Source organism: Bacillus sp. 2CMS4F (genome assembly GCF_023161785.1).
GTDB lineage: Bacteria > Bacillota > Bacilli > Bacillales > Bacillaceae > Bacillus > Bacillus halotolerans.
In genome coordinates this window covers 17,511-29,715 of sequence record NZ_JALNTO010000014.1, presented here as the reverse complement: position 1 = coordinate 29,715, position 12,205 = coordinate 17,511, and the positions used below count along the sequence as shown (strand labels likewise).

The window sequence follows — 12,205 nt, the reverse complement described above, 5'->3', positions numbered from 1 at the left end:
AACTAGCATTTTGACATGGGAGGCATCGTATCATGCAACCACTTCGGTGCCGGTTTAAGATGAGGTTCCGGACCAAATGCAATCGGAGCCGGGATATACCTGAACTCGCCCCGGCCATCAAAGGCTTCGCCATGAGCCCACCTTCCCTCTGAGCTTTCATCCCCTCTGGAAAAGTTAAACAGGTCATAGGATACTTCCTGCTTTTCTAGCTCACGCGGAAATGTCGTGGGAACGACAATATCCCGTTCTCTTTCTTCCAGCTCTTTAATCGCTGCATACCACATATTTTGATGATAAGTATCCCTTGCAATCAAAAATGACAGCATATCTCTTACACCGGGATCATCAGTCATGGCGTAAAGCCGTGTCACCTGAAGGCGCCCCTGGGCTTCCGCATTTAAGTTTGCACGGAAATCCGCCAGCAGATTTCCGCTTGAGATAATGTATTTTGCATTCCACGGATAACCCTCACTATCTGATGCCATCGCACCCAAGCCGGACACAATAGCGTGCTGAGGATTCATCCCTGACATCACTGCTGCAATAGCGGGGTTGCTTTTATAAGCATTCTCCTGTACATCAGCGGGAGCATCATCCAGAAGCCTGGAAATCATCGTAGCCAACATTTCCACATGTCCGATCTCTTCCGTCCCCACATCACATAGCAAATCTTTATACTTGGCATCCGCCCTGCAGTTAAAACCCTGAAACAAATATTGCATCATCACACTAATTTCACCAAATTGGCCGCCCAGCACCTCTTGGAGCTTTTTTGCATAAACAGGATCCGGATGGGAAGGCTTTGCCTGATATTGAAGCTCTTTAATATGATAAAACATCGTTTATTCCTCCCTGCGCATTCAAACAATCACAGCATATGAAGGAATGGGCAGTTATTGCAGGTCCTACTTGCTTCTTCCATAAAAACCAAGCTTAACGGCATTCACATATCGAGAAAAAAGATTGTTTTCTATGTATTGTCCCTTACGGCAGCCAAAATTGTGAAACAGCGCGCTCCGCTGCGCCGTACTCAGTTCCAGCTGCAGCCCCATCTCCCTTTTCGTCCGATTGACGATATTTTGCGGATGAACACCTGCCAGCCGGTCTTTTTCACTGACCAGTTCCGCACTGAAACCTGCCTCATTCAGCAACTCGCAAATGGCTTCTGCTTTTATCCGATCCGCCCCCCCGACCAATGTATGCGGCTTTTTCAGATCACGATAGCCGTGAAATGCCAGCGCGAATCGGTGGGCGTTTACTTTTTCTATGGCAAGCGGTTCATCAAAACGAGTGCTTGTCAGGTGGAGCGAACGGTTGTTGCGCTGCTTCAATCCTTCAAAGATATAAATGGAACTTTGATCAGCAAATGCCCGCACCAGTTCGCTGACGCCCGGCTCAATTCTTCCGCCGTGAGGACCGATGACAATATGCTCGCTCCCGCTGTTCTCTTCATAAATAATCCGGTATTCCGATTCAGACGCAGAAAGAGTTAAAAAACTGTCATACATATCTTTCATGTTAAGCGCTCTCCTTTATCAGTCAGCACCAGTTTACTCTACTCATCTATGAATGAAAACCTTTTTATCGTATTTCCATATCAGGAGATATATGAAGGGATTTATCGATACATTGCTGGAATGTGTCAACTCTGTCAACAGCTGAGGCGATAGAAAAGTAAGCACTTATTTTACTAGAAAGAAAAACTGCGGCGTTTAAATGGGAGCCTTATGCGGTCGATCTACAGGTGGATTAAGTATAAATGTTATAAATCATTCTTTTAAAAGGCTTATGTAAGCTGGCACGCTATCCATTTTTATCAGTTTGTTTTTGAAAACAGCCTTTTTTTGATGACGAATACATTTGACCATACCATCTCTTTTTTAATCCATATAATAAAACTGATCAAACATTAAAGGAGGGGTTAGTATGGGTTATTATAAAAAATATAAAGAAGAGTATTACACTTACAAAAAGAAGTACTACAAGAAGTATTACGACCACGATAAAAAGTATTATGATGATCATGAGAAAGATTATGATTGCGACAAAAAGTACTATGACCATGACAAAAAATATTATGACCACGGCAAAAAGTGTTATGACCATGACAAACATGACTATGATTACAAAGTAGAATATAAAAAGTATTACTAAACCTGTAACTTTCTATTTCTTTTCCCCGGTGATCACCGGGTCTTTTTATTTTCTATTTTATTGCTCGAAGGTTTTTGCTTTTCTAGATTTCTTGTCAACTTCGTGCCCAGCAAATTGTTCATAACTCTTAACATCCTATTATGGCGCGGCACTCTCCTGCTGTGCCAAATCAGTCAAAAGGTTCTCGCTGCCGTTTGTTTGTAAGGGAAAAAGGAAGCTCCATTCAAGTGAAGCTTCCTTTTTTTCATTATCGTTTTTGTTCAATTTTAGCTTTCGTTTTCGGCCCGTAAATGCCGTCTGCCGTTAATCCGCTGACAGATTGAAAGCGTTTGACAGCATTTGCTGTTTTTGGCCCATATACACCGTCAACCCCATGATTCTTCGCCCCTTTATCAGGATAAAAATAAAGAGCTGCCAGCGCAGTCTGAACCTGCTTTACTTTTGTGCCTTTTGTCAGCGGGCTCGTTACTTTGATTACCCCCGATGGCAGCGGATAAGAGGATGCGGCATGGCTTTTAGAGGAAGAGGCGGTCCCGGAAAGCTTGATCTCCTGTCCGACTTTAATGTAATTTGGATCAGTGATGTGATTTAAGCTTTGCAGAGTTTTCACACTGACACCGTGTGATGCTGCGATACCGGACAGCGTATCTCCTTTTTTCACATGATACACTTGCGCAGAAGAAGAAGCCTTTTTCGCTGAAACGCTGCCGTTTAATTCCGCTTCAATTGCCGCCTTGACTTGCTCCCAGCGCCCCTCTGATAAAATGCGGTGCGGGCAGTATTTTCCGTTCCAGTCTTGGTGCTTTCTGACTCGATCAATTCCCCAGCCCCGCTCCTTCAAAAGCTGTGCCACAAAAGAGATCGCTAATGCCTCAGCTGCCTCGTACTTTGGGCCTCCCGATTTGCTGTAGCAAATTTCAACGCCAATCGACTTGCGGTTGCCTGTACCGTCTGTGCCGTCACCAGTATGCCAAGCGTTACGGTTAAGCGGCAATCCTTGAATCACCTCTTTATCATCAACCGCGAAATGAAAGCTTGTCGAGCTGGTGTTTCCGATCATGTAGCTAATTTCGTTGGCAGCGGACGCGTCGTTTGCCGTGTTGTGAATGGTAATATATTCAGCGGACATCGCATTCGGGCATTTCAGCGCGTACTTCGCCTCAGAAACCAAATTTTTCTTCACTTGAATGCTCACCTATCATCTCTCCTTTTTCTTTTTTCATCAATAGGTGGCATTCGTAGGACGAAAAGCACCGCTATATGGATAATTGTGCTAAGCTAAAGTTCAAAAGGAGGGGACATTCTTGAATACGTACTTAATACTGACTACGAGAACAGATCAATTCAATCAGGAGCATGCAGCCGGACACTATGAATTTTTGGACCGTCTGCAGGCAGAAAAACGCTTAAAAATGTTCGGGCATTTCAGCGACGCCACAGGCGGAGCATACGTTATCAAAGCGGGTTCACTGGAAGAGGCGCGCGAAATCGGACAAGCTGATCCATTGGTGTCCAGCGGGTCCTCTGAGCTGGCCATAAAGGAATGGAATCTGAAATAAAAAAGACCCCTGAGGGTCTTTTTTTGTCATCATCATGTTTGATTGCGTGCCGCAATATGAAATGTTTTTCCCTCTGTATCTGCTGTTTCTCCTGCATGGACCATCACCTGAGTAAAGCTGAACCCGACCGCAACGAGCAACAAACCTGTCATCCATTTAGATTTCATATAAACAATCTCCTCTCTGGATTTGTTTTTGTGCGTGCACCATTTTCTCATAAAAGGAAAGTGCTTTTTCAGGCTGTCCGTTTTCTATATAGAATTGGGCAGCATCATGCGCCAGCTCTTCAATGTAAGGATACAGCATATGTTCTTCAAGAAATTGAAAGGTGTGTGAGACTGATTCTGTGTCAATGTTTTTTCCGTATAACGCATGTAAAAATTGAAAAAGCTCCACGAATAATTCATCACTATACTGACGGGCGATTTCCAATCCTTGACGATATTGCTTTTGCGCTTCGGCATCATTTTTTTGTTTATACAGAACTTGTGTTAATGAGTAGATAGAATGCGGAAGATTATCGAACTTTTCCGACTTGCAAATAGAAACAGATTTCTCAAAGTATTCGGCTGCCTTTTGCAATTCACCCATTTTCTCGTAACAGTTTCCGAGATTGTAAAGGGCCGAACTGATCAGGCGGGGATTGCCTTCTTTCTTTGCAAGATCTAAAGCCAGTTCTAAATGGGGCAATGCTCTTTCTGGATACTGCATATCATCATAATTACCTGCAATAACGAATTCACATTGGATTCTGCGGACAGTGTACGTTTCATACATCTGATACGTTTCTAACGCCTGAACGGCATAGCTCATAGAGACATAAGTCTGCTTTAAATTGTAAAAGATCTCAGCCATTTTAAAAGCAAATTCAGCTTTTTCAATGTCGTCTGACACAAGGGCAAGGTTCTTTTCTGCCCTCTTATAGTACATCATGGCACTGACAAACATTTTCTGCTTAAATTCATACATCCCGCGAAAAAAGTTAAAGTAGTATTCGAGCAGTCCTGTCAGCTTGTACTGATTCCCCTCGATGTCTTCTAATAATTCTGAAAACTCTAGCTGCGAGGTGTCCTCCCCCAAAGGCTTAATGTAATCCAGCATAACACGGTGCCTAAATTCCATTAAAGAATAATACAGCAGCAAATCTTGATCTTCTTCCATATCCTCGATTTCTCTTTCTACTTCGAGCTTGACCCGTTCGGCTTCAGCTACGTGAAACTGCCGGATATGGGTATACCATTCATTAATTTTAAGCCCGACATAAGAGGACGGAATAGTCTGCTTCATCCTCAATTAATCCCCCCTTTTATATACCCGAGATATGTCATATTTTATCATATTTACAAGAAAAAGAAGAACGCAAAAAGACCGCAATTGTCGAATTTCGGCTAACCGCAAAAAATACAATCACTTCTCAGCATATTGCTTGTTAATTTATGCCCATTGATATAGGATTTCATTGCACCATTTATTTTTACATATGGAGGAGATTCTATTGAGCCAATCCACTCAAATTGTGAGTCATTTTTTGTCACATCGCAATGTGACGATTGAGCTGACAGAAAAAATCAGCAAAAATCATTACAGCTACAAACCGACGGAAACATCAATGTCAGCAGAAGAGCTTGTCAAGCACATCCTGACGACTTTCCATCTGTTCGCAAATGTCATTAAAGAAGGCAATGCCTCACCTTTTCAAAACCAGCAGGAAGAAACGGAAACAGATCTCAATGTTTTGGCTAAAACGTTTACAGAAAAAACGGCTGCCATCCTTGAGCAGCTCACTGAGGAACACCTTGACAGAGAAATTGACCTGACAGCCACTTTCGGAAGAAAAGTCACTGGCAGCGCATTGCTTCAGCTTGCGATGGAGCATGAAATTCACCATAAAGGCAACCTGTTTGTTTATGTAAGAGAAATGGGCCATACGGAGCTGCCGTTTTATCAGCAGCGTATGTAACCTAAAGAAAAGATACCTGATCTAAAGGTATCTTTTTTTATTGCCTTCAGTTCACTACCGTATCCAACACACCGCGATTCCCAGTGACAGCCGGTATTTGGCTGACTGGTTGATCTCATTCAGCCAAATACCGCCCCGAATGACCTGTTTTAACCGATCAAACTCAATCCCATCTCGTCCTGACACTCATTATAGGGCAAATGAATAAAGATATTGAGCATACAAAAATCAAAGAAACACACGTACAAATATTCAAAAAATTTAATTGATTAAAGCGACCTAATCATATATAATCTGATAAAAATAGTCGGGTTTTCAGGAGGCCTTTATCATGAGTGTTAGCATCATTTTGATGGGTTTGTTAGTCGGTGTCTTAGTCGGATTGACAGGTGTAGGCGGAGCTGCGCTTTTAACTCCTCTTTTAATAGTGCTTGGAATCAATCCTTCCATTGCAGTCGGTACGGACCTTGTCTATAACTCGATCACCAAGCTGTTTGGTGTTGCGTCCCATTGGCGGCAGAAAACAATCAATTTTAAATTGGTAAAATACTTAGCCATCGGCAGTATTCCGAGTGCTTCTATAGCCATTGGCATACTTCATTTGTTCCCCGCCTTCCACCAGCATCAGGAAGAGATTATTAAACACGCTCTTGGTTATGTGTTGACCCTAGTTGCCATTTCGATCATCGTCCGCCTGTTTCTGGACAAAAAACTTCGCCCGAACCGCTGGCAGCTGATGCCGCTCGAAGATAAGCGGATGCTTACGATTCTTATCGGTGTCGTGTTTGGATTTATCGTCGGCTTGACGTCGATCGGTTCCGGCTCGTTGTTTGCGATTGCTATGCTGTACTTATTTAAAATGAAAACATCCGACATTGTCGGGACAGATATTGCGCATGCTTTTCTGCTCGTTACTGCGGCAGGTATTTTAAACGCAAGCTTCGGGAGCGTTGATTATTTGTTAGCGGCCAATTTGCTTATCGGATCCATACCGGGAGTGCTGGTTGGCAGTCATCTCTCACCTAGATTTTCACCCCGTCCGCTGCAATTTATTATGGCATCCATTATCTTAATCAGCGGATTAAAGCTGATTTAATCAAGAAGGCTATCCTTAACAGGATAGCCTTTCTTGGTTTATAGCGTCACACCCGATTTAAAAATAGCAAGCTCTCTGAAGTCATTTTTTTCGTGATTCACAAGCTCTCCGCTTGCAACCTTCGTGATATAATCGATAAACTCACGAAGCACAAATTCCTCATGAACATCATCCTCTGCTAAGAGACCTGCGTTAAAATCAATCCAGTGCGGCTTCGTCTCGTACAGCTGTGTATTCGTCGCCACCTTTACCGTTGGAACAAAAGTGCCGAACGGCGTGCCTCGCCCCGTTGTAAACAAAACAATGTGGCAGCCGGCCGCAGCCAATGCGGAGGAGGCGATTAAATCATTGCCAGGCGCGCTCAATAGCGTCAGTCCGTTTGTCTTAAGCACTTCACCGTATTTTAATACATCTGAGACAGGAGAAATCCCCGCCTTTTGCGTACAGCCCAGCGATTTATCCTCAAGGGTGGAAATGCCGCCTGCTTTGTTTCCTGGCGAAGGGTTTTCGTACACCGGCTGATCATGCTGTATAAAATATTGTTTAAAATCATTGATTAAATCGACAATCATATGGAATACCTCTTCATTGGCAGCCCGCTGCATCAGCAGCGTTTCCGCACCGAACATCTCCGGCACCTCCGTCAGCACCGTGCTGCCTCCCTGTGCAATGATATAATCAGAAAATCGTCCGAGCAATGGGTTCGCTGTGATGCCGGAAAAACCGTCAGACCCCCCGCATTTCAACCCTATTTTCAGTTCAGAAAGCGGGATGTCTTCCCGTTTATCCTCTTTGGCCGCTTCATGGATGTCCTTCAGCAATGCGACACCCGCCTCCATTTCGTCTGTCACTGACTGGGATTCGAGAAACTTCACCCGATCCTTGTTGACATCCTGAAGCGCTTTTTTCATTGCTGCCAGCTCGTTATTTTCACAGCCGAGCCCCAGCACCAAGACACCGCCGGCATTTGGATGGCGAATGGCGTTCAGCAGGATTTGCCTAGTATTTTCGTGATCATCGCCAAGCTGTGAGCATCCGTATTGATGTTTTAGCACTAATACGTTGTCAAACGGGGCAATATCCCCCGTTTCTCTGACAAACCGCTGAAGCATTTTTTCGGCAATTCCATTGACACAGCCGACGGTTGGCACGATCCACAATTCATTGCGAACACCGGCATTGCCGTTTTCTCTTCTATATCCTTTAAATGTCCGCTCCTCATGTGTGTATGGATTTTGTTCAAATCTCGGTGTATAACTGTACGTTTGGATATCAGATAAATTTGTTTTTGTATTATGAACATGAATATGCTCCCCAATAAAAATATCTTTTAACGCATGCCCGATCGGAAACCCGTATTTGATGATGCTGTCGTTTTCCTTTATATGCTGCAATGCAATCTTATGGCCTCTTTTAATATCATCTTTTACTTCAATCATCACGCCGCCCGCATTCAGCCGCTCTCCCTTCTGAATATCACGCAGAGCAAGCAAAACATTATCCTGTCTATGAATCTTTATAAATGATTTCACAGCACTTTCCCCCTTTGCAGACAGCATTGTTCAAGAGCCCGCTCCATTCCCAGTTCTTGAATATAATTCAAGTAATCAGCGACTCTCTCAGTCAGCTTCGGAATTTCATTCAGATTTGCTCCCCACAGCCATTGTTCTCCTAATAAGGCTGAAGCGATACGGAGCATATCTCCGGTCTCCTGATTCCAAACCTCTTGGAAAAATTGAAGAACAGCCGGGTCATCCTGCATTTCCTTCTTTCGATAAACAAACAGAAGCGCGCTGAATGAAAACACTAAACGTGCAGGAAGCTGTCCCTTTTGTTCAACATATTCCTGAAGGGTCGGCAGGTTTCTCGTTTTGAACTTTGATACTGAATTCAGTGCAATGCTTTCCACATAATGTTTGATGTACGGGTTTTTAAAGCGACTCAGCACATCCTCCGCATATTGAGTAAGCCCTTCCATTTTCAAAACAGGAAGTATTTCATCATGAATCAGCTCCTCAACAAAGCGCCCCACTGCCGGATGTTCAACTGAATCACGCACCGTTTTCAAACCGTATAAAGAAGCCACTGGCGTCATTGCCGTATGAGCGCCATTTAAAATTCTCACTTTTTTCGTCCTGTATGGGGTCAGATCGCTGACAATCTTTGTATGAAGACCGGCTGCCGCAAAGGGCAATTCTTCTCCAATCCAATTCGGCCCTTCAATCACCCATAAATAATACTGTTCTCCCACAACAACCAGTTCATCTTGATAGCCTAATTCCGCAGTGATCTCATTAATGCTGTCTACAGGAAAACCGGGAACAATGCGGTCTACTAAACTATTACAAAACGTGTTGGCGTTCTGAATCCATTGCGCAAACCCCTCTTCCAGCTCCCATAGATCAGCATAATGCAAAATCGCTTCCTTCAGCTTTTGCCCGTTATTCTCAATCAGCTCACACGGAATCAAGACACACCCTTTTGTCTCGTCTCCGGCAAAAGCCTGGTAGCGAAAGTACAGAAAAGCTGTTAATTTCCCTGGAAATGTTTTTTGCGGCCTATCCTCTAAGCGGTCCTCTGTCTCACAAACAATACCAGCTTCGGTCGTATTAGAAATGATAAAACGCAGTGCTTCGCTTGAAGCCAACTTTTTGAACTCGTCATAGTCGGAAAACAGATCAATCCCGCGGCTGATTGAATTGATAATCATCTTTTCGTTTACCGCTTCTCCATCCTTCATTCCCTGTAAAAAAAGAGTATACAAGCCATCCTGGTCATTTAATCTTTTGATTTTCTCTGAACCTCTCGGCTGTACAACTGCGACACTTCCATTGAAATCAGTATGTCGATTCAATTGCTCAATTTGCCAATCGACAAACGCCCGCAGAAAATTTCCTTCTCCAAACTGGAGAATCCTTTCCGGATACTGTGTATAGCTTTCGTACAATTTTTTATTCAGCTTTTGCACCGTCATTGCCTCCCTTTCGGATTTATGCACACGTTAACATTTCTCTGTATAAAGAATGCCCGCTGGAAAAACGGGGCATCATGTCGTGACATCTTTTACTGAATCACGCACCATAAACTCTGTGTTTTCAAAGATTTTTTCTGCTTTCGTATCAGGTGTGCTGATCAGCGCCAATAATTTTTTTGCACCGAGCACGCTGATTTTTTCAACAGGACGTTTCACTGTAGAAAGCCTTGGCGTGATATATTGCGAAAAACCAATATCATCAAATCCGATGACAGATATATCATCAGGCACGCGCATCCCCTTGGCAAATATGGCATTCATTGCGCCGATCGCCATGTCATCATTCGAACAAAAGACAGCAGTTGGAGTGTTCGGAAGCGCCAGCAGGCGTTCCATCGCCTGAAAGCCGCTCTCCATATCGTATTGCCCTTTTACACTGTATTCATGTTTGATCGGTATATGATGGCGAATCAGCGCTGCTAAGTAGCCTTCCTTTCGCTGCTGAGAGGATTTAAATCCTTCGATTCCCTCAATGATGGCGATGTCTTGATGTCCGTTTTTAATCAAGTATTCTACAGCTTCCTGAGAACCTTCCTTGTCATTGGACAATATGTTGGTAATGCCCCTGTCATCGATATCCCGGTTCAGCACGACGAGCGGGATCTTTTTTTCCCGAATATGATAAATAAAAGAATTATCAATATCGCTTTGACTCATTAAAATAATGCCGTCATATCTCATTGATGTTACAGAGTCATAGCTTTTCAGATCATCAATGCCGCGCACATACAGATTGTACTCCTCGCTGATTGCCTGGTTTACGCCTTTTATGGTATCAGCGAAAAAACTGTGTGAGGTTCCGTTTGTGATGCTTGTAAAGAAAAGCCCGATCGTATGGGATTTTTGCATTGCAAGGCTTTTTGCATTCACATTCGGTGTATAGTTGAGCTGTGATGCAAGCTCCAATATTTTTTTCTTCGTGTGTTCTTTAATATAAGGGCTGTTATTGAGTGCTCTGGAAACGGTTGTGTGGGATACGTTTGCAAGTTTTGCGATATCTTTAATGGTTACCATCTATTTCCCTTCCTTATCATACCGGCTGCGATTCGTTATTACATATTGTATCATCAAACACACCGCCTCTCCCACTATATTTCCAGATTAATAAGAAACCGTATCATCAGCATGCGTTCCTGCTGCGCTGCCGATGATCGGCCGCACAAAACGGATGACAGCCAGTGAAGCGAAGACGGCCAGCCCTCCGGCAAGTAAAAATGCGCCAGAAAAAGTACCCGTCCGGTCAACAATAAAGCCGGTTAAAGCGGGACCGATGATGCCTGCGGTGTTGGCGAGAAAATGCATGAATCCGCCAACAGAACCGACATTCTTTTGGTCGACTACATCCTGAATAACAGCCCAGTAGATCGCGCCCGTCAAATATAAAAAGAAGACAGACAGAGCCACGAGTGTAACAGCGCTTACAGTTGTGGTGACAAGCCCAGCCAAACCAATCAATACCGCGGAAGAAAACAAACACGTGACGAGCACGACTTTACGCGAAAACAGCACGCCTTTCCGGACTGTTTTTTTGTATACATAGTCCGAAACAAATCCCCCGGCTGCCAGGCCGATAAATCCTAAAATCCACGGAATGACTGTGATGACACTCATTGCCCCAACACTTAATCCCCGCTCCTCGACAAGATAGCTCGGAAACCACGTCAAAAAGAAGAAGAGGATGTAGTTGTAAGCGAAAAAAGCAAACGCCGTGAACAAGACTGTTTTTTGTTTCAGATAAAAGGTCAGCGGAATTTTCTCCTCGGGAGCGGCTTCAACTTTCATCGCAGGTGCATTGCCCATTGGTTCAGCCGGCTTTTCTTTTACGCATTTTAACCAGAGAAAAGCCCAAATCAATCCGATGATCATAATGAGAACGAAGGAAACCTTCCAGCTGAATGCAACGGCGATCATGCCGACAATTGGGCCGGAAATGGCTCCGCCAAGGGGCGTTCCACTATTTGTGACTCCGACAACAGACGCCCGCTGAGTCGGCGGAAACCAGTTATTGACCATTTTATTGATGGTCGCCGAAAGCGGCCCTTCCCCCATTCCAAACAAAATTCGTATGATCAGCAGGCTGACAAAGCCAAAAGCCAATGCAACTGCTCCGCTGAACAGCGACCAAACGACCATGGCCACAAATAAGGTCAATTTTGCTCCGTAGCGGTCGGATGCCACACCGCCAAGAAAATTGAAAACGGCATATCCAATCGAAAAACTGCTGAAAATCAAGCCCATTTGTGTAGCGGACAGTGTGAGATCATCCTGAATGAATGGAGCTGCAATGGACAATGCCGAACGGTCCAGATAGTTAATCACACCAGCCAGGAACAAAAAAAGGATGACTGGAAGCTTATCTTTTGAAAACATCTCAACCTCACCCCTATGTTGGTTCAGTATCT

At 44.0% G+C, this 12,205-nt stretch carries 13 protein-coding genes; 4 read left to right on the top strand and 9 right to left on the bottom strand.

Features of this window, described 5'->3' with window-relative positions; translation table 11 throughout:
- Positions 1 to 2: 2 nt before the first annotated feature.
- Both MTN95_RS17395 and MTN95_RS17390 read right to left on the bottom strand, forming a co-directional pair.
- On the bottom strand, positions 3 to 839 hold the full coding sequence (locus tag MTN95_RS17395; RefSeq protein WP_248339246.1) for a manganese catalase: 837 nt from the start codon (positions 837 to 839) through the stop codon (positions 3 to 5).
- A gap of 66 nt (positions 840 to 905) precedes the next feature.
- Positions 906 to 1,517: a poly-gamma-glutamate hydrolase family protein gene (locus tag MTN95_RS17390; RefSeq protein WP_227598227.1), complete on the bottom strand. Its 612-nt coding sequence runs from the start codon at positions 1,515 to 1,517 to the stop codon at positions 906 to 908.
- 409 nt (positions 1,518 to 1,926) lie between these two features.
- On the opposite strand from MTN95_RS17390, the gene MTN95_RS17385 reads away from it, so the two are divergent.
- Positions 1,927 to 2,154, top strand: a complete 228-nt coding sequence (locus MTN95_RS17385; protein ID WP_024121050.1) for a hypothetical protein — start codon at positions 1,927 to 1,929, stop codon at positions 2,152 to 2,154.
- A 247-nt stretch (positions 2,155 to 2,401) separates the two neighbouring features.
- Here the strand turns inward: MTN95_RS17385 and MTN95_RS17380 are convergent, their stop codons facing one another.
- Positions 2,402 to 3,349 (bottom strand): N-acetylmuramoyl-L-alanine amidase, encoded by a 948-nt coding sequence (locus MTN95_RS17380; RefSeq protein WP_248339243.1) that lies wholly within the window; start codon positions 3,347 to 3,349, stop codon positions 2,402 to 2,404.
- A gap of 109 nt (positions 3,350 to 3,458) precedes the next feature.
- Here MTN95_RS17380 and MTN95_RS17375 point away from each other — a divergent pair, with 109 nt between their 5' ends.
- A complete protein-coding gene (locus MTN95_RS17375; RefSeq protein ID WP_248339234.1) occupies positions 3,459 to 3,713 on the top strand; it encodes a YciI family protein in 255 nt (84 codons plus the stop codon).
- A 32-nt stretch (positions 3,714 to 3,745) separates the two neighbouring features.
- Here MTN95_RS17375 and phrA read toward each other — a convergent pair whose 3' ends face one another.
- Together phrA and rapA are read right to left on the bottom strand one after the other, a co-directional pair.
- Complete coding sequence (gene phrA / locus MTN95_RS17370; protein WP_024121047.1) at positions 3,746 to 3,880, bottom strand: phosphatase RapA inhibitor PhrA; 135 nt, start codon at positions 3,878 to 3,880, stop codon at positions 3,746 to 3,748.
- Positions 3,870 to 5,006 carry a response regulator aspartate phosphatase RapA gene (rapA, locus tag MTN95_RS17365; RefSeq protein WP_105953663.1) on the bottom strand — a complete coding sequence of 379 codons (1,137 nt, stop codon included), beginning with the start codon at positions 5,004 to 5,006 and terminating at the stop codon, positions 3,870 to 3,872. The genes phrA and rapA overlap by 11 nt, the downstream gene beginning before the upstream one ends.
- Positions 5,007 to 5,208: 202 nt before the next feature.
- Here rapA and MTN95_RS17360 point away from each other — a divergent pair, with 202 nt between their 5' ends.
- The gene (locus tag MTN95_RS17360; RefSeq protein WP_024121045.1) at positions 5,209 to 5,673 is read left to right on the top strand and encodes a DinB family protein; all 465 of its coding nucleotides are present in this window, start codon (positions 5,209 to 5,211) and stop codon (positions 5,671 to 5,673) included.
- Between the two features lie 331 nt (positions 5,674 to 6,004).
- Positions 6,005 to 6,769, top strand: coding sequence for a sulfite exporter TauE/SafE family protein (locus MTN95_RS17355; RefSeq protein ID WP_044156273.1), 765 nt, complete (start codon positions 6,005 to 6,007; stop codon positions 6,767 to 6,769).
- 38 nt (positions 6,770 to 6,807) lie between these two features.
- Here MTN95_RS17355 and MTN95_RS17350 read toward each other — a convergent pair whose 3' ends face one another.
- The 4 genes from MTN95_RS17350 to MTN95_RS17335 all read right to left on the bottom strand — a co-directional run bounded on the left by MTN95_RS17350 (position 6,808) and on the right by MTN95_RS17335 (position 12,173).
- Positions 6,808 to 8,301 carry a UxaA family hydrolase gene (locus tag MTN95_RS17350; protein ID WP_248339232.1) on the bottom strand — a complete coding sequence of 498 codons (1,494 nt, stop codon included), beginning with the start codon at positions 8,299 to 8,301 and terminating at the stop codon, positions 6,808 to 6,810.
- A complete protein-coding gene (locus tag MTN95_RS17345; RefSeq protein WP_248339220.1) occupies positions 8,298 to 9,737 on the bottom strand; it encodes a tagaturonate reductase in 1,440 nt (479 codons plus the stop codon). Before MTN95_RS17345 ends, MTN95_RS17350 begins: the two co-directional genes overlap by 4 nt.
- Positions 9,738 to 9,815: 78 nt before the next feature.
- Positions 9,816 to 10,817: a LacI family DNA-binding transcriptional regulator gene (locus MTN95_RS17340; protein ID WP_248339218.1), complete on the bottom strand. Its 1,002-nt coding sequence runs from the start codon at positions 10,815 to 10,817 to the stop codon at positions 9,816 to 9,818.
- An 87-nt stretch (positions 10,818 to 10,904) separates the two neighbouring features.
- Positions 10,905 to 12,173, bottom strand: coding sequence for an MFS transporter (locus MTN95_RS17335; protein WP_248339216.1), 1,269 nt, complete (start codon positions 12,171 to 12,173; stop codon positions 10,905 to 10,907).
- Positions 12,174 to 12,205 lie beyond the last annotated feature (32 nt).

What these genes read in the sequence shown, in the direction of transcription:
- MTN95_RS17385 (WP_024121050.1), top strand. Translation starts at nt 1,927, where the DNA reads ATGGGTTATTATAAAAAATATAAAGAAGAGTATTACACTTACAAAAAG.
- phrA (WP_024121047.1), bottom strand. Translation starts at nt 3,880, where the DNA reads ATGAAATCTAAATGGATGACAGGTTTGTTGCTCGTTGCGGTCGGGTTC.
- MTN95_RS17390 (WP_227598227.1), bottom strand. Translation starts at nt 1,517, where the DNA reads ATGAAAGATATGTATGACAGTTTTTTAACTCTTTCTGCGTCTGAATCG.
- MTN95_RS17355 (WP_044156273.1), top strand. Translation starts at nt 6,005, where the DNA reads ATGAGTGTTAGCATCATTTTGATGGGTTTGTTAGTCGGTGTCTTAGTC.
- MTN95_RS17335 (WP_248339216.1), bottom strand. Translation starts at nt 12,173, where the DNA reads ATGTTTTCAAAAGATAAGCTTCCAGTCATCCTTTTTTTGTTCCTGGCT.
- MTN95_RS17340 (WP_248339218.1), bottom strand. Translation starts at nt 10,817, where the DNA reads ATGGTAACCATTAAAGATATCGCAAAACTTGCAAACGTATCCCACACA.
- MTN95_RS17395 (WP_248339246.1), bottom strand. Translation starts at nt 839, where the DNA reads ATGTTTTATCATATTAAAGAGCTTCAATATCAGGCAAAGCCTTCCCAT.